Here is a 16,244-nt window from a genome sequence, read left to right as displayed (position 1 = left end):
CCTTTGTGGGCAGGCTAATGAACCCGAAGGGGTGAGCTTTTAAATTTCCCCTTCAACTTTTTTCATGCCGACCTGGAAGGATGGAAAGCTTGGACTGCCCATAGCTGAAGCCGTGAGACTCTTCCCCGAGCTTGAAAGGTACATGGACGAGCGTGGGAGGCTCGACCTCTCGAACAGGGAGGCCAGGATACTCTACAACAGGGTAATTGCCAAAGCGGTCTTCGGACTGGACATCGAGTACCACCCACGGGGCCTCGTGACCACCCCCATTTCACGCTATCTCTTTCTGAAGACCTTCCTCCGGGGCGATGAAAGGGTTCTGGAGATAGGGACCGGGCACACGGCTTTAATGTCCCTTATGGCGGAGAAGATATTCAACTGTGATGTTACTGCAACCGAGCTCGATGATGAGTTCTTCGAATACGCGAGGAGGAACGTTGAGAAGAACCGCGCGAGGATAAGGCTCATCAAGAGCACCGGGGGGATGATAAGGGGTGTGATTCCCGAAGGTGAGCGCTTTGATGTCATCTTTTCCGCTCCGCCCTACTACGAGAGGCCGACAAGAGGGGTTCTAACGGAGAAGGAAGGTGTTGGTGGCGGGAAGTACGGCGAGGCGTTCTCGGTGGGGCTAATCGAGGAAGCAACAGACTATTTGAAGCCAGCTGGAAGGGTCGCGCTGTTCCTGCCCGATAAGCAGCCGCTGATAAACACCATAATGGAGAAGGGAGAAGAGCTGGGCTACTCCGTCATGGACGTCCGCTTTAAAGCCGGAACCCGCTGGAGGCACGGTTTGATCCTCAAATTGTGAGCGGCTATCTCCCGCTTAGCGGAACCAGTGCCCAAACGAATAGCGCGAACAGCAGTAGTCCGGTTACGTTCTCTTTACTGGCAGTCCCGTGGTAAGCGGAGCCTATAAGGGTCAGGATGATTAGGAGAGTTACGAAAGAGGCGAACTTTTTAGAATCCTTAAACTCACTCAAGTGGTCAACGAAGAGGAAGGCCATCATCGTTACAGGAACAAGGCTCAGCACGAAGAGTACCGCCCTCCAGAGCGGGTTGGTTAGGTAGGAACCCGCCACCTCAAAGAGAGCGTAGAGGAAGAGACCAGCAACGCCCAGAATCATCCTCACGTCACCACCCCCTCCTGTGCCGATACCAGATACGCAAGGGCACCACTATTATTGTGATGAGAAGTGATGTAACCGGCACCCAGACGGCGGGTATCCTTCCATCAGCCGCTCCCCACAAAAACGTAAGGGGTCATAAAAAGCAAGAGAAACATTGGCACGCCCCTCAGCAGCTCCTCCTTCGCGATATCATCCATTGAAATCATCCCCCAGGAAGATTCCGCTAATGGCGTCACCCTCCCAACATCGCGGCAATTAACCAGCCGAGCGCAGCCCCAAGGATGGAGATCAGCCCAATGCCAAGTCCATCCTTAACAGATCTGCCCCCGAACTTTTGAAGCAATGCCGTAAAGAGCATAGAGTAACCAATGATGAGTGACAGCAGGATAACCCCCGAGTTACGATCTCCGGCCAGTATCCCGGCAATCAGCCCGTAAACTAAGGTAACACCGAGAGGTATGGAGATGTCCCGAACGGTGCCCGAATCGTGCACGCCAATCCCTCACAGTAAATAATGCATAAAATCTTATAAATATTCCTGCTTATATAGAGTAATGACTTTTCTTTCTCCATGGGATTTACGAGTTTTTGATCCCACCGTACAAGAATACGGGTAAATTCAGACAGGAAAGTAAAGGGATGAAGCGGGACTCGGACCCGTTTCCTCATCATCTGCCGGGTTCAGTGGAGGTGCTTTCTCCTCATCGTCCCGTTAATCACTTCATGTCCTCAACGTAGAGGAAGAGCGCCTTGAGGTATTCCGTGTCCTTGGAGGCCATGAGTATCGGGTGATCCGGCGCCTGTGTCCTGTAGGGTTCAAGAAGCTTGAGGAACTTTCCGGCCTTGGCGGCTGCCGCTATTACCATGTCCTTGAAGGCCTTCATATCAACGTGCTGGGAGCATGAGGCGGTAACCAGTATTCCCCCCTCCCTCACAAGCTGAAGGCCGGCGTAGTTCACGTTGAAGTAGGCCCTGAGGCCACGCTTAAGGTCCTTTTCATGCTGGACGAAGGCGGGCGGGTCTAGAATTACCACGTCGAACTTCTCACCGCGCTTTATCATCTTCTCCATTACCGGGAATGCGCTCCCAACGATGTACTTCATCCTGTTCTCGACACCGTTTAGCTTGGCGTTCTCCTTGACCATGTTGATAGCCCAGGGAGACTTGTCCACAGCAACAACTTCATCCGCACCGGCCACGGCCGCGTGTATTGCGAAGCCGCCCGTGTACGTGAAAACATCAAGAACCCTCATCCCGGGCTTGATGTACTTTTCCAAAGCGATCCGGTTCTCCCTCTGATCGAGGAAGAAGCCGGTTTTCTGCCCCCGCATGTCAACGATGAACTTGGCTTTTCCTTCCCTGATTATCGTGCGGTACTTCTCCTTTCCGAGGAGGATACGCTCTATCTCAGGTAGACCCTCCCTTTTCCTCGAACGGCCGGTGTTCTTCTCGAAGACCGTCTCTATCTCGGGTTCAGCTTCCATTATGGCCTCTGCAACTTCCATCTTGAAGCGCTCCATACCGACGCTCGAAATTTGAACCGAGGCTATCTCGTTGAAGCGGTCGACTATGAGACCCGGAAGATAATCGGCCTCGCCGTAAACCATCCTGTAGGCCCTATCATAGCCGAGAACCTTTTTCCTGTACTCGTTGGCCTTCTTAATTCTCTCACGGAAGAGCTCCTTGTTTATCTCTGTTTTTCTATCCTGGGTGATGAGCCTTATCATTATGTTAGAGTTGGGGTTGACGAAGCCCCTGCCGAGGAACTTGCCCCCACGCGTGTAGACTTCCACTACATCTCCAGGGGAAAACTCGCCCTCGGTCCTCACGACACCCTTTTTAAAGACTATCATCGCACCCTTTCCTATAGCTCTCGCCGCCTGTGCGTCCACGGTTACCCTCGCCATCTTTTCACCGGTCGAAGTTCGGCGATAGGTATATAACCCTTTAGCCCCACCTTATAATCGGTGATTCTATGAACTTCGAGGTAGTGAAGGAGTTTCTGGAGGAGATTGGGGCGGATTGGATAGAGGTTGACGGGGAAATCCACCTCGAGCCGGAGGTGTTCTACAAGGTCTGGAAGTACGTCGGCCAGCCGGAGCTTGAGACATACACCGTTGAGGACGAAGTGGTGGAGCCGGGTTCTTACGATCCGCCCGAGATGAAGTACACCGAACTGAAAAAGGTGAAGGTCAAAAAGGCCTACTTCACGACCCTCGACAACAAGAGGATAGTAACCGATTACCCCGAACTCCAGCGCATCCTGAAGGAGAAATCCTCTTGACTCCCATTTCCTTTCCGTTCATTATTCTTCGATGAGTATTGGAATCATTATGACGCCCATGCAGTTCGTTCTTTTCACCCCAAGCTCCTGAGCAAGGAAGCCGATCATTGACGCTCCCACGAGAACCAAAAGTCCAATGAGACCATCAAAAGCCCATGATATGGCCACGAGGAAGGTTAAAACCGAGGCGTTCAGGGCGCGGTAGTTAACCTTCTCAGAGAGTGAGAGCATCAACCCCGCCAGTGGCTCCCCGTAGAGGAGAACCACCATTGAAACAAAGAGCGCGACGAGGATGTAGAATGCGATGGCACTCCCGGACTGCGGCTCCATGAGAACCACTATCCCGTTCCTCCGCCTCCCCGTCATGAGGAAGTTGGCCGTTGAGAACAGGAAGTTGGCCGTGTTGACCGAGAAGACCACCGTAAGGAAGGAGCGCTCGTCCCTTGAGAAGAAGGATCCTATCAGAGCTGCCTGGGACGCCGTGAAGGTAGGGATAAGGGAGGCAACTCCTCCAAGGACTGTTCCGATGGCTGAAAACACGAGGAACCTCACTCCATCCATCTCAATGTCCCCATCATCCCTCACTTCTGGAAGCTTCCCTCCCGCTAAAAACGCCGTTGCAATAACCGGAACCCCGAAGAGACCCGTGAAGAGGTGATAGAAGGGCTGGCTGAGGGTGAGGTGGAAGGTCAGTGCTCCCAAGATGCCAGCGAGCAAGAAGACGATCAGAGCGTAGAACCGTTTGACTCCCCTCTCAGTCAGCATGAGGAGGAGGGCAAGGAGAAGCACCGCGATCCTGCCGTAGGTCGGTCTGTAAAGCGGTGCTATCTTGGAGTAAAGCGGAATGAGGGGAACGGCGAGGAAAACCGAGAGGAAACTCGCCCACAGTGCTATCCTGACGACTTCCATGGTTCTTCCATTGAGGACGAGCCTATGGGCAGGAAGGACACCGAGAGCACTCCCCTCATCGGGAACACCTAGGAAGGCTGAGGGAACGACGTCCATGAAGGTGTGAGTTAAACCCAGGGTAAAGAGTGTTAGGTTGTTCCTAAGGCCTAAATTTGATATCAGCGCCGCTAGTGTGTTGACGTGTATCCCCGGCGAGATTCCGCTCAGCGTTCCCCCGGCTATCCCAATCAGCAGTTCCCAAAGCAAACGTCATCACCCGATTCGATATTGAGGGCGGGCATTCCATGGTATGTTTTGAAAGTGCCGTAGGCCGTCACCGCCTCGTTGGTGGTAAGAGAAATTCCTAGAGACTTCCTGAGCTTTAAAAGGACCCAGCAATTGTCTTTTGTGACGTTAGCGAGGCCGAAGCCGTTTCCATATATTCTAACCCACTCAACCCTTCCATGAACCTTAACGAATTCTCCTGGGGAGAAGTTGCATATCCCATTTGGCAGTTCCTCCCTCCCTTCTTGGACTGAACAGTTCAAGCACAGCAACGAGGACTTCCTCACGAGGGCTTCAAAGCGGATGGTGTCCCCCATGCGGGCGTTAAAGCCGGTAAGTCTCAGCTTCGTGCAGTCCAACCTCAATGAGGATTTTCCCCTCCCAACTACCATGCAGGCTCCTACTGCTATCTTCCCAATCCCTGCTTCCATAAAGGGGACTCTGGGTGCCATGCCGATGACGGTTACGTCATCCTGGGAATCCACGATGAGAGAGGGCATCGAGTAGCGCCTGAATATTCCGAGAACTTTTACCTCAGTCCCTGGCTTCAGCCGGAGGCTGTATGGGAGGTAGAGAACGATTTTATCACTTCCATTCCAGAGGATAGGTTTTCTGCTGGAATAAAGGACAACCCCTTCAACTCGCCATGGCATACCATCCCGCGGGTTCGAGGGGGGAGTTAACTTGGAGTATGCCACAGGATATAACCTACCGCGGTAGAAAAGCCCCTTGACATTCACCATGTCACCTTTTGAGATGTTAAGTGGGAGGGCGAGCTTAGTCCTCTTTTCGGAATCGGGAATGAGAAGGTAGTACCCGCGTGAGGGCCAGTAAAAACCCTTGATATCTGAGGTTGGAAAGGTTGGAAGGGAGGGTCTGATGTATTTTGGCCTCATCCTCAAACCTGAGGAAGTGTTGAAAACGCCTCCCGTAACATTGTAAATCCCCCCGAGCTTTAGCTCCGCGTAGACACCGAGGCTCGTCTTCCCGTTTGTCATGACGGAAAATCCATCTGAGGAGTAGACGCAAAGCCCCACGAATGACTCATCGCCGGGCTTATCTATCCTTGCGAGGACTGAAAAAACGAGGAAGATTCCGATCATGAGAAGGATGATAAGCTTCCATCGCTGCATCATGGAAAATAATAACCCTACCCTTTAAAAGTGTTACTCTAGTGGAAGATAAAGAAGTCAGTAGACTTCTCCACTCGGATATACGACTATGCCCTCTTCGGTTATCTCGAAGGGGTACTTCTTCATCGAGTGCTTGGTCTCGCGCATCTTCCTTATGAGCAGGTAGCGCTTAAGCTCGACCTCCTTCTCAACGAAGTCTAGGAGAACAACGCCCCTCGCGACGTATTCCTCTATTCCATAGCGGCTTATTTTGCCCCTAGCCGGATCGGGGGCCTCGGTGGTGAGTATTGAGACGACGCCCATCTCGAGGAGTATCGTGTTGAGCTGAAGGAGGACCTCCCTTATCTTTGACTCTTCTTGGAGGCGGAAGGCTATCGATGGAATCGAGTCAATAACAAGCCGTTTTGCGTCGATTGCCTTCACCACGCGGTAGATGTAGCGGAGGAAGTCCTCCGTGTTGAGGTTGCCCTCGAGGACATACTGCTCCTCGGAGGGGAGTCCAACAACGGCGCTTACACCGTCGACTATTGCGAGCTTTCTCTCCCTTTCAAGGCGCTCGAAATCCCATCCAAACGCCTGCATCTCCTTCCTGAGGTCCTGTGCCCTCTCCTCGAGGGTAACTATGACGGCAGGCTCGTTATACTCCGCGGCACCCTTATAAGCAAACTGAACTGCAAAAGTGGTCTTACCGCTTCCCGTGGGACCTGTGACGAGGACGGTAGTTCCCTTGGGGAACCCACCCTGGATTAAATCATCGAACCCAGGGATGCCACTTTTCACCCTCTCCACATGATATCTCTCCATTTAAATCACCCTTGAGCGTTAGTCCGTGAACACTGGCCGACTGTTCCACTCTGATATTATTTCTGGATGGGAAAGAATATAAAACTTTTGGAATTTCGGCCGTAGATATCCACCGGGAATGGATAAAGTTCAAGAGAGCCTTCCCTAGATGAGCAATGCCCCGAAACGAACCTGACCTCGGCAAAACGTTTTTCTAATGTTGGGTGCATACCCAACCACTTGGGGGATGTCAAATGTTGGATCCGTTTGGCGAAAGGGCCAAGGAAATTGTGAGTGAAGAGTTTGGGGGTATAATCAAACTGCTTTCAATCATCCCGTCGTACGTTGGCGTTGATATCGTCCTGAAGAGGGTTAGCTGGCTTGACTTCAAAAAACCTCCAGAGGAAGTCGTTGAACTCGATGATGTTCGGGATATCCTCACCTTCTACGCACTCCTTGGTGCCATCGCCCTCTCACCTTACGGTATTGAGATGGAACTTGTGAAGGAGTCTAACTCGAGGATATACCTTGAGAGAATAAGAATGGCGAACTCTTTGGAGGGCATTTCGGTGTCCCTCGAGCCGGTGGGAAAAAATGATGTCCCGGAAAGGGATAGGGCAATCCTTGAGAGGACCCAATACAGGGAGATGTCTGAGGAGGAGAGGCGGAAGCTGAGGTTGTCTTACAAAATTCGCTTGGATGATTTCCTTCAGCTCTGGGACGGTTCCCTTAAGGAGGTCTATGTGAGGAGGAGTTACGCCTATGTCACGGGAGAGCAGGCCCTCGAACTCTGGAAGCGCGCATTTGAACGCAACTTTGAGCGGGCCGTGAACCTGTTGTATGATGTTCGTGACGAACTGCCGGACTTCTACAGGGAACTCTACGAGAGACTCGGGGAGCTTGCCAGGAAGCACTTCAAGGAGAGGCTTGAGAAGCTCGGAAGCGCCAAAGCCGGGCCACTTCGCTTCGACCTGTTTCCCCCCTGCATTAAAACCGCCCTCGGCGGCGTCCCCTCCGGCCTGAGGAACTACGCGATAACCGTCCTTTTGACGAGCTTCCTGAGCTACGCGAGGCTCTGCCCAAATCCACCTAGAAAGGACATCCGCATCAAGGACTGCGTGGAAAGTTTAGATGTCATAAAGAAGGAAATATTTCCCCTTATCATTGAAGCCGGAAACCGTTGCAAGCCGTCGCTCTTTGAGGACCAGCCGCATGAGGTAAAAAACATTTGGTACCACCTCGGCTTTGGCTTAACAGACAATCCCACCTTGGAGAACAGCGGGAACTCGCCCTGGTACTTCCCGCCCAATTGCTCCAAGATAAGGGCCAACGCTCCAGAGCTGTGCAAACCCGACAGGGACTGCAGGAACATCAAAAACCCCCTCACTTACTACCTCAGGAAGCTCTACCTCGAGGGTAGGAAGGGAAAATCCGGAGAAAGCTCCGGGGGGAACTCCGAGAAAGAGGGGGTGAGTGATGATGAGTGAACTCTTCAGGGAGGCCACAAAGACCGAGCGCGCGAGGTATTATAGGAGGGAGTGGAGCGTGAAGAAGCTGCCGGAGTTCATAGTGAAGACCCTGGAGAACAGGGAGTTCGGCTTCGATCACACCGGCGAGGGACCGAGCGATAGGAAGAACGTCTTTATGGACGTCCGCGACTTGGAGGACTACGTCAAGGCCACCGCCCCCTACGCGATGTTCTCGAGTGTTGCCCTCTATGAGAACCCCCAGAACATGGAGGGCTGGCTCGGAGCAGAGCTTGTCTTTGATATAGACGCAAAGGATCTACCGCTCAGAAGGTGTCAGAACCTCCACGAGCATGGCAAGGTCTGCCCCCTCTGCCTTGAAGACGCGAAGGAACTCGCGAGGGATACGCTGATCGTCCTCAAAGAGGACTTCGGTTTCGAAGATGTTCATGCAATATACTCTGGCAGGGGATACCACATAAGGGTTCTCGACGACTGGGCGATGGAGCTTGATGGAAAGGCGAGGGAGAAGGTACTCTCTTACATAAGCGCAGCCGAGGAGATAACATTTGATGACATCAGGAGCAGGAGGATAATGCTCTCCTCTGGTTATCATAGGGTCTTTCGCCTCCGTTTCGGCTATTTCCTCAGGAGGATGAACGCGAACCACCTCCTCAACATCGGACTCAACAGATCCCAGGTGGAGAAACTGCTGGAGAAGCGCGAGGAGGTATATGAGAATTTTGTGAGGAGGGGCCTCCTGACGGCCTTCCCACAGGGAATAGGCTACAAGAGCCTCACGAGGCTATTCGCACTCTCAAGCACCTTTTCTAAGGCATACTTCGACGGCAGGGTCACGGTCGACGTGAAGAGGATCCTGCGCGTTCCCTCCGGCTTGCACTCAAAGGTAAGCCTCGTGACGACTTATATAGGTTCTGATGAAAGAAAGCTCGAGCGCTTCGATCCTCTTAAGGATGCCGTTCCGGAGTTCAGGAAAAGGGAGGTTGAGGAGGCTTATAAGGAATGGAAAGAGGAGCACGGGGATGGACGGTAGGATCAAGATAGCAACCGCGATGCTCATCTGGGGTAGCGTGGGAATATTTGGGCGGTTCTCGGGGCTTTCAGGAACCGGAGTGGCATTTGTCAGGGTTTTCCTGGGGTTTTTCGTTCTCCTACCGGTGGTCTACTTTCCCAAGGGGAGGGAACTTGAGAGATTACCTGGCCTGATTAGGAAGAGGTGGAGGCCACTTTTGGGTCTTGGCGTTGCCCTGGTCCTTAACTGGACGTTCCTGTTCACCGCCTTTAACTACACAACCATAGCGAACGCGGTTCTCGTTTACTACACGACACCGATTTTAGCCACTCTGATCTCATGGCGTTTCCTAGGCGAGAGAATTTCCAGGAAGTGATGGGCGTTAATTGGGCTGGCCTTCTAGGGCTGGCTCTGATAATAAGTGGCCAGAAATGTAGCCTGGAAAACAGGGACTTCATTGGGGTACTCTTGGCTTTTGTAGTGGCGCTCTTCTACGCATTGATTCCTAACTTCGGCCGGTTCCTCAGGGAAGTTGATGGAAAGCTTCTAACACCCCTCCAGCTGGGGGATGGCCTCCATTGTTCTCCTGCCCTTCGCTGCAGTTCAAAACATCGGAGACCTGGTCTGGTGAGCGATTCTGGTTCTGGTGGTGGTTCATACTGTTCTGGCACTCTTCCTCTATATGGACGGCCTCAAAACGGTTGAGGTGAACGAAGCGGCTTTGCTCAGCTATCTCGATCCGATGAGCGCGATAATCTACGCCTTTCTTGTTTTTGGAGAGGTACAGGTGCTACAACGGCAATTGGGGGGGTGTTCTTATACTCCTTGCTTCTGCCCTTGACGTCCTGAGGAGGTGAGGCGAGGGGGTCGTAGCCCGCCTTCTGTATGGAGGGGACATTCGACTGAGCGGCCTACCACGGGGCTCGCACCGGGAACTCATAGCCCCTCCCTCGGCCTTGCACCCCGCGGGACGGCCGTTTCACCGCATCCTCCGGGATAGTCTACGGGTTAGCTCGGAACCCGTCGCCGGGTCCTTCGCGCGCTTCATCCACATCCCCCGGAGGCCGTGTCGTTTCTGCGCCGTTGCCCTCCCTCTCGGGAGATGCCTTGCGGCACCGCGGCCCCGGTGTGGTGGGCGGAACTTCCTCGGGAGCGCCCCGGGAGTCCCCGACTCCCTCGCCTGATGCATGTCGGGTATGAAGAATAAAAAGGTTGAGGCTACCTTTTGGGCAGTCCGTTTGGTTCTTTAACCTCGGGCTTTCTAGGTCTCTTGAACCTCCCTAAGGGCGAATGCCTCTTCGGTTTTGAGCGGGTGCGCTTTTTCCTCTTGGTGTCTCCATTGAGGTAGTACCATGTAGCTGCCGAGACCACTAGTAGAAGGCCCGTAAGAGCAACAACTTTCCACAGTACTGAATTCCCCTCCTGGGGGGTCGTACTCGTCTGGATAACCGTGGTGATTGAGGTGGATGGCTCTGCTGTTGTGCTCACCGTGCTCGTTGACGTCGGGGTGGTCGTTGGTGGTGTGGGTAGGGGTACCCTCATAACCCCGCTTTTTCTATCCCAGATCCTTCCCCAAGCGGAGAGTGTGAAGGAGTAGTTCACGTTTTTCCCCTTTGGGAGCTGGAATTTCATGTTTAGAGTTTTCTCCCCGGGGAGAATTTCCAGTGTTATCGTATCAAGATACAGGCTCTCTCCACCTGACGAGAGGTTGTACGTGAGTCTTCCGTCCACAGGATGCCCCTCGGGATTGGACAGAACAACGTTGAACTTCGCCATGTCTCCTTGGAGGGTGTAGCTCACGTTCCCCAACTTGGGTGGTGAGAGCACTTTGTATTCAACTTCCGCTTTCCCCACTGTTCTCTCCCCATAGTTCAGTATCAGTATCGCCGTTACGTTCCCCGGCCTTTCGCTTGGCAGGCTGACCCTCAGCACAGATGTTCCTGGGGTTACCACGACCTTTTCCCTCCTCTCTACTGTGATGTTGTGAACCTCTGCCCGAACACTAAGGTTCATGACTATTCTCCTGACGGAGACCACGGTTAAGTACGCCTCGTTTTTCACGCCTGGAACTACTTCACTCCGCTCTACCGAAGCCGCCAGCACTGAGACGCCGAACTTAACTGGGAGGTCTTTTGAGTACGTAAAGGCTCCTCCAGGGTATCTTACGGTATATTTGACCCTGTAAGTTCCCTCTGGGAGGTTATAGCTTATGGGAATTTGGAAGTGTATAAGCACATTCCCCGGTTCTATGATGACCGTTTTAGTATCCTCGAAGTAGTTCTTCCCACCCTGGGAGAGTTCAGCGCTCGCGTTCACCACCACCGGTTTGTGGCCTAGGTTTTTGACGTTGGAGAAAACCGTTATGGTCTGTCCGTTTAGGACATAAGGGGAGTTGGGGTTCTCAACAACGTATGCCCCAGCAACACCGAACTTAAGTGGATGCCCTATAACACGGAGTGGAACCGCGACCTGTATGATATGGTAGCTCGAATCTCCCGATACGACCGCGAGAAATCTTAGGTAGAGTGTGTAATTGCCGCCTTTTATGTTCTCAGGGCAGGACAGGTTGTAGTTGAGCACGACACCCGTTCCCGGACCCCAGTCAGAGATAGTTTTTGGGAACACCGTTAGGTTGAACCCGTTAACGGTTTTTCCGCTTTTATCTTCAACCCAAAAACGCTGGTAGCCCGTTATCCTATACGTTATTTCATCCTGATTGATTAGGGTTATGGCCCCCGAACTGTAATCCCCGGTCAGAACGGTTATCCCCCCCTCAGGCCTGACGGGGGGGGATAGCGCAAGAACATGTGGAATCGTGAGCAGAATGAGGGCTATGACCAGAGAGACCGTTATCTTTTTCATGCCCTCCCACCGTATAACCTTGCCCTTTCTTAATATAAACTTACCTTCCTGCCACAATCAGAAACGCCCCTACCACCGTCAGGCCTGTCGAAAATGCCATCATAAACCTGTAGGCGAGCAGGTGTGATGCGTGGGGCCGGATCACTAGCCCCAGAACAGTCAGCATAATCCCGTAGATCAGTGCGAATATCCCCAGTGCCAGGTTCGTTGGGAGTCTGGCTATTATGAGGACACCGAGTATCGCCCCGGCCAGGATCGTAATGTGGGGGACCGTGAAGGCTAGGTAGTCCCTGAACACCCTCATGTCTTCGTCCATACTCATCACTCCGCTATGAAGGCGTAGGTTGTCGTCGTCGGGAGGACCCGCCTAACCCGAGGCAGGAGGTACCTTGGATAGAGACCCTCTGTTTTCTCTTCGAGCTCGTCGTAGGTCTCCAGGATCTTCTCGACGACTTTGACCTCAATCCTCCCACGGACGCGGAAGTAACCCCTGTAAACCGTGCTTATCTCCAGGATTATCGGGAGCCGGAGGAGTTTTACCTCTTTATCATCGAGCAGGCTCTCTACGTATTCTAGCTCCGAGCGCTTGAAGTGGCTCTCGCTTCCATCCCTGAGGTGGACCCTAGGCTTTTCCTCTGCCAAGAGTTGAGAGAGTGTGGGCCTAACCGTGGGTAAGTGCAGGTTAACCCTTGCTATCTCCATCTTCAAAACATCATCTGCAGTAGGCATGTTTGGGTTTAAGGTGGTAGCACAAAAAGCTTTGTTTGACATAAAAATGTATATCCAGTGTGTGGCTGTCAAAAGTTTAACCTTCTCCATAGCAAAGGAGCATTCCCTCCCATTTCTTCCGTCATAATGACAAATTCTCAGAGAAAAGGCTTTTATTTTACTGTTTGTTTATTAAATCATCAAAAAAATGAACATTAAACTGTTAAACGGTGATAAAAATGAACGAAGTTTCCACGGCGTCCCGTACTGGAGAGGCTAAGAAGCCTGGCTTCATCCAACTGATCTTTGTCGACATAAACGGTGTCCCCAAGGGGATGGAAATACCGGCGGGCAGGTACGAAGAGGCAGTTGAGAAAGGGATAGCCTTTGATGGTTCATCCATACCGGGCTTCCAGGGAATAGCGGACAGCGACCTGATTTTCAAAGCTGATCCTGATACATACGCTGAGGTTCCCTGGGAGGGGATAGCGAGGGTTTACGGCTACGTCTACAAGGACGGAAAGCCGTATAAGGCCGATCCAAGGGGGGTCTTGAAAAAGACAATTGAAAAACTCGAGAAAGAGGGCTTTAAGGCCTACATAGGGCCAGAACCGGAGTTCTACCTCTTCAAAAAGAACGGTACATGGGAGCTTCACCTGCCCGATGGGGGCGGTTACTTTGACCTAGTAACCCTCGACAGGGTGAGGGAAGTGAGGAGGGAGATAGCGCTCTACATGCCAGCCCTCGGCCTCGTTCCAGAGGTTCTACATCACGAGGTTGGGAATGCACAGCATGAGATAGACTTCCGCTACAACGAGGCATTGAGAACAGCCGACAACATCGTGAGCTTCAAGTACACGGTGAAGGCAGTTGCCGAGCTGCATGGTTTACACGCCACATTTATGCCAAAACCCCTCTACGGTTTTCCCGGCAACGGCATGCACCTTCACATTAGCCTGTGGAAGGAGGAAGAGAATATCTTCGTAGGAGAAGGAGGGCTGAGCGAAACGGCACTCCACTTCGTTGGAGGGATACTCAAGCACGCAAAGGCCCTTACAGCGGTAACCAATCCCACTGTCAACAGCTACAAACGCCTCGTCCCCGGATATGAGGCACCGGTTTACATAAGCTGGGGCTACAGGAACAGGAGCACGCTGATAAGGGTCCCTGCTTTCTGGGGGAACGGTGCTAGAATAGAGTACCGCTGTCCTGACCCTAGTGCAAACCCCTACTTGGCATTCGCGACAATCCTGATGGCAGGTCTCGACGGGATAAAGAGAAAACTGGAACCTGAGGCTTACGCTGAGACAAACGTCTACGAGATGGACGATACTACCAGGAAGAAGGTGGGTATAGAGACGCTACCCGAGAACCTTGGGGGGGCACTTGAGGGGCTGAAGCGGGACAGGATTGTCAGGGAGGCCCTCGGCGGTGCCTACGAGAACTTTGTCACATACAAGGAAAGGGAGTGGGAAGCCTACGTGGAGTACCTAGAGTCCATGAACCTGCCTGAAAACACCAAGAAAGTAACGGAGTGGGAGCTGGAGAGGTACTTCCACGTTTAGTGGGTCTCTTCCAGCAGGTTCTCCTCTGGTTTTTCTTCTCCCCTCAAGTGCACTATGATGGATCCCCCTATTATCAGGGTCGCACCGATGAGCTGCTCAGTCGTCAGCTTCTCCCCGAAGAGGAGGAACGCAAGGATTATTGCGACAACCGGCTCGACCGTCGCCACTATGCTCGCCCTGCTCACCTCAACCTCCTTGAGGGCATGGTTGTAAAGGATGTAACCCAAGAATGTAGGGAAGAAGGCAAGGCCGAGGAGATATGGTATGGCTCCTCCAGGGACGGAGAACTTAGAGAACGGCGCCAAGAAGAGCAGTCCAAAGAAGAGGATCATGAAGAGCACCCTTTCCGGTCTCTCGTTTCTCACCCCAAACTTGGCCAGAATACTGTAGATGGAGTAAGTAAATCCTGTAGTGATGCCCGTTATGAGGGCTAGATAACCCACGTGGAAGTCCACATTTCCTGCAACAAGGACAACCCCGGTCAGGACGAGAAAGAGCGCTACCATCTTTTCTCTGATCAGGGGTTCCCCGAAAATCAGCCTCCCGAGGATGACGGAAAATGCCGGGGCAGTGTACACTAAGAGGACCGCGAATCCAACGGATGATATCTTTACCGTGTAGAAGTAGAGGGTGTAAAATGCGAAGACGCCAACGAGGCCGTAGAGGGCGTAGAACCACAACCTCTCACGGGTGAAGGGATTCTCTCGCAGGAAGAGCACTATGTAAGTGCCTAGTATCAAGAGGGCGAAGAGGACGCGCCAGAACACCATCGTGAAAGAGTCAACACCGTAGCGATAGATGTAGGTTGCAAATATCCCTAGAGTTCCCCACATGCTTGCCGCGAGAAAAATGAAGAGGTAGCCACGCCTCATCGGCTCACCTCAGAATGACGGACCGAGGGGGAGACGCCTCTTGTGCTCGCTCCTCCTAACAAGCCCCTCGACATATTCAACTTTCCCCACGCTGATTCCAAGCTCTTCCGCGATTTTATCCTTGTGCCTCTTAAGGTCAACCAGCCTCCAGAGTATCTCGTCAAGCAGGTGATAACTCATGCCAAGCTCATCCTCATCCGTTTGATCCTTCCAGAGGCCAGCGGTTGGCTTCTTTTTGATTATCTTCTCTGGGACACCAAGGAGTTTGGCTATTTCCCATACCTCTGTCTTGTAGAGGTTTACCAGAGGCGCGTAGTCGCTCGCACCGTCCCCCCACTTGGTGAAGTAGCCGGTGAGGAGCTCGCTCCTGTTGCTCGTTCCAAGGACGAGATAGTTCTTGACGTTTGCATGGGCGTAGAGCAGAACCATCCTCGTTCTGGCCATTATGTTGCCGAGGGAGCGTTTGTCCGGCTGGAAGCCGAGCTTGGAGACGAAGGCGTCAACGATGGGTTTTATATTGATTACTTTGTACTCAATCCCAAGGCTCTCGCAGACGAGTTCGGCGTCTTCAACGTCTCCGTTCATGTAGTACGGCATTATTAGGCCCAGGATTTTTTCCTTTCCTAAGGCTTTCGCGGCAAGGTACGCAACGGTGGCGCTGTCTACCCCGCCGCTTACGCCGATAACGGCTCCATTTCCCCCTACCTCGCTGGTCTTTTCCAGGATGAACCTGTTAATCTCCGAGATTACTTTTGGGTAGTTTAACCGGCGCATCAGGCACCCCCCTGTTTGAACTTTATGTATCCAACAAAGACAAGGACCGAGCCAATCATCACGGAGAAGAGGGCAGGAATTGCCAGAAAGGCGTAGGGATACCTCCAAGAACTGGCCTTGTACCTGTAAGAAACCTCTCCTGAAATAACCCTAACCGCGGGCCTTCCAGCAGGCTTCAGGGTCACACTGGTGGTTAGATTGAGTGGGTATTCCTGACTGCCCCAGTAAATTTCAAGGGAAGCGTTGCTGGAGGAAAGCTGGAGTGTCCTATTGGCGTAGAGGTAGTTGTTCTCAAAGCTATCGTTTCCGAGGAGGTGATATCCAGGACCGAGCTTTCCAGACTGTTCGTAGGTTATGGGGACCTTATGGAGGCCTATTACCGAGAGAAAAAGCGCCAGGAATAGAAAGGTCAGACCGAATTTTATGGGCCAGAAAGAAAAAGGGTTGAAAGAGGACATGGGACC

19 protein-coding genes and 1 other RNA gene are annotated in these 16,244 nt (G+C 52.6%); 7 read left to right on the top strand and 13 right to left on the bottom strand.

Annotated elements, in window-relative coordinates; all coding sequences use genetic code 11:
• Positions 1–64 precede the first annotated feature (64 nt).
• Entirely contained in the window at positions 65–808 is a 744-nt protein-coding gene (locus MV421_RS10155) for a class I SAM-dependent methyltransferase (RefSeq protein WP_297418542.1), read from the top strand.
• 4 nt (positions 809–812) lie between these two features.
• Here MV421_RS10155 and MV421_RS10150 read toward each other — a convergent pair whose 3' ends face one another.
• The 3 genes from MV421_RS10150 to MV421_RS10140 all read right to left on the bottom strand — a co-directional run bounded on the left by MV421_RS10150 (position 813) and on the right by MV421_RS10140 (position 3,034).
• Positions 813–1,130, bottom strand: a complete 318-nt coding sequence (locus tag MV421_RS10150; RefSeq protein WP_297418545.1) for a hypothetical protein — start codon at positions 1,128–1,130, stop codon at positions 813–815.
• Between the two features lie 229 nt (positions 1,131–1,359).
• The gene (locus tag MV421_RS10145) at positions 1,360–1,620 is read right to left on the bottom strand and encodes a hypothetical protein (protein ID WP_297418548.1); all 261 of its coding nucleotides are present in this window, start codon (positions 1,618–1,620) and stop codon (positions 1,360–1,362) included.
• Between the two features lie 223 nt (positions 1,621–1,843).
• Entirely contained in the window at positions 1,844–3,034 is a 1,191-nt protein-coding gene (locus tag MV421_RS10140; RefSeq protein WP_297518313.1) for a class I SAM-dependent rRNA methyltransferase, read from the bottom strand.
• Positions 3,035–3,102: 68 nt separating this feature from the next.
• On the opposite strand from MV421_RS10140, the gene MV421_RS10135 reads away from it, so the two are divergent.
• Entirely contained in the window at positions 3,103–3,411 is a 309-nt protein-coding gene (locus MV421_RS10135; protein ID WP_297418553.1) for a DUF5748 family protein, read from the top strand.
• Positions 3,412–3,432: 21 nt separating this feature from the next.
• On the opposite strand, the gene MV421_RS10130 is transcribed toward MV421_RS10135, so the two are convergent.
• The 3 genes from MV421_RS10130 to MV421_RS10120 are packed head-to-tail and all read right to left on the bottom strand — an operon-like array spanning position 3,433 to position 6,521.
• Entirely contained in the window at positions 3,433–4,566 is a 1,134-nt protein-coding gene (locus MV421_RS10130; RefSeq protein ID WP_297418556.1) for a tripartite tricarboxylate transporter permease, read from the bottom strand.
• Positions 4,548–5,717 carry a hypothetical protein gene (locus MV421_RS10125; protein ID WP_297418560.1) on the bottom strand — a complete coding sequence of 390 codons (1,170 nt, stop codon included), beginning with the start codon at positions 5,715–5,717 and terminating at the stop codon, positions 4,548–4,550. The genes MV421_RS10130 and MV421_RS10125 overlap by 19 nt, the downstream gene beginning before the upstream one ends.
• A gap of 57 nt (positions 5,718–5,774) precedes the next feature.
• Positions 5,775–6,521, bottom strand: a complete 747-nt coding sequence (locus tag MV421_RS10120) for an ATPase domain-containing protein (protein WP_297418563.1) — start codon at positions 6,519–6,521, stop codon at positions 5,775–5,777.
• 233 nt (positions 6,522–6,754) lie between these two features.
• Between MV421_RS10120 and priL the strand changes: the two genes are divergently transcribed.
• The 4 genes from priL (at position 6,755) to MV421_RS11085 (ending at position 9,840) form a co-directional block, all read left to right on the top strand.
• Positions 6,755–7,987 carry a DNA primase large subunit PriL gene (gene priL / locus MV421_RS10115; RefSeq protein ID WP_297418566.1) on the top strand — a complete coding sequence of 411 codons (1,233 nt, stop codon included), beginning with the start codon at positions 6,755–6,757 and terminating at the stop codon, positions 7,985–7,987.
• Positions 7,980–9,020, top strand: coding sequence for a DNA primase catalytic subunit PriS (priS, locus tag MV421_RS10110; protein WP_297418569.1), 1,041 nt, complete (start codon positions 7,980–7,982; stop codon positions 9,018–9,020). Before priL ends, priS begins: the two co-directional genes overlap by 8 nt.
• Positions 9,010–9,375, top strand: coding sequence for a DMT family transporter (locus MV421_RS11090; RefSeq protein WP_366938830.1), 366 nt, complete (start codon positions 9,010–9,012; stop codon positions 9,373–9,375). Before priS ends, MV421_RS11090 begins: the two co-directional genes overlap by 11 nt.
• Positions 9,376–9,681: 306 nt before the next feature.
• Positions 9,682–9,840: a hypothetical protein gene (locus tag MV421_RS11085; protein WP_366938832.1), complete on the top strand. Its 159-nt coding sequence runs from the start codon at positions 9,682–9,684 to the stop codon at positions 9,838–9,840.
• A 17-nt stretch (positions 9,841–9,857) separates the two neighbouring features.
• Here MV421_RS11085 and rnpB read toward each other — a convergent pair.
• From rnpB to MV421_RS10085, 4 genes are all read right to left on the bottom strand, one after another.
• Positions 9,858–10,179, bottom strand: an RNA gene (gene rnpB / locus MV421_RS10100) — RNase P RNA component.
• Between the two features lie 38 nt (positions 10,180–10,217).
• Positions 10,218–11,861 (bottom strand): hypothetical protein, encoded by a 1,644-nt coding sequence (locus tag MV421_RS10095; protein WP_297418572.1) that lies wholly within the window; start codon positions 11,859–11,861, stop codon positions 10,218–10,220.
• A 40-nt stretch (positions 11,862–11,901) separates the two neighbouring features.
• Entirely contained in the window at positions 11,902–12,183 is a 282-nt protein-coding gene (locus tag MV421_RS10090; protein WP_297503184.1) for a hypothetical protein, read from the bottom strand.
• Positions 12,183–12,590, bottom strand: coding sequence for a DUF61 family protein (locus MV421_RS10085; protein WP_297418577.1), 408 nt, complete (start codon positions 12,588–12,590; stop codon positions 12,183–12,185). The genes MV421_RS10090 and MV421_RS10085 overlap by 1 nt, the downstream gene beginning before the upstream one ends.
• Positions 12,591–12,808: 218 nt before the next feature.
• Here MV421_RS10085 and glnA point away from each other — a divergent pair, with 218 nt between their 5' ends.
• Positions 12,809–14,134 carry a type I glutamate--ammonia ligase gene (glnA, locus tag MV421_RS10080; RefSeq protein ID WP_297418579.1) on the top strand — a complete coding sequence of 442 codons (1,326 nt, stop codon included), beginning with the start codon at positions 12,809–12,811 and terminating at the stop codon, positions 14,132–14,134.
• Here glnA and MV421_RS10075 read toward each other — a convergent pair.
• The 3 genes from MV421_RS10075 to MV421_RS10065 are packed head-to-tail and all read right to left on the bottom strand — an operon-like array spanning position 14,131 to position 16,238.
• Positions 14,131–15,006: an EamA family transporter gene (locus tag MV421_RS10075; RefSeq protein WP_297503185.1), complete on the bottom strand. Its 876-nt coding sequence runs from the start codon at positions 15,004–15,006 to the stop codon at positions 14,131–14,133. The two genes, glnA and MV421_RS10075, sit on opposite strands and share 4 nt — an antisense overlap.
• A 9-nt stretch (positions 15,007–15,015) precedes the next feature.
• Positions 15,016–15,780: an NAD+ synthase gene (locus MV421_RS10070; protein WP_297418586.1), complete on the bottom strand. Its 765-nt coding sequence runs from the start codon at positions 15,778–15,780 to the stop codon at positions 15,016–15,018.
• Positions 15,780–16,238: a hypothetical protein gene (locus MV421_RS10065; protein WP_297418590.1), complete on the bottom strand. Its 459-nt coding sequence runs from the start codon at positions 16,236–16,238 to the stop codon at positions 15,780–15,782. The genes MV421_RS10070 and MV421_RS10065 overlap by 1 nt, the downstream gene beginning before the upstream one ends.
• Positions 16,239–16,244: the final 6 nt, after the last annotated feature.

This window comes from Thermococcus sp., assembly GCF_027023865.1.
In the GTDB taxonomy this organism is placed as follows: Archaea; Methanobacteriota_B; Thermococci; order Thermococcales; family Thermococcaceae; genus Thermococcus.
Note: the sequence above shows the minus strand (reverse complement) of the source record. Positions and strands in the feature narration are given on the sequence as shown.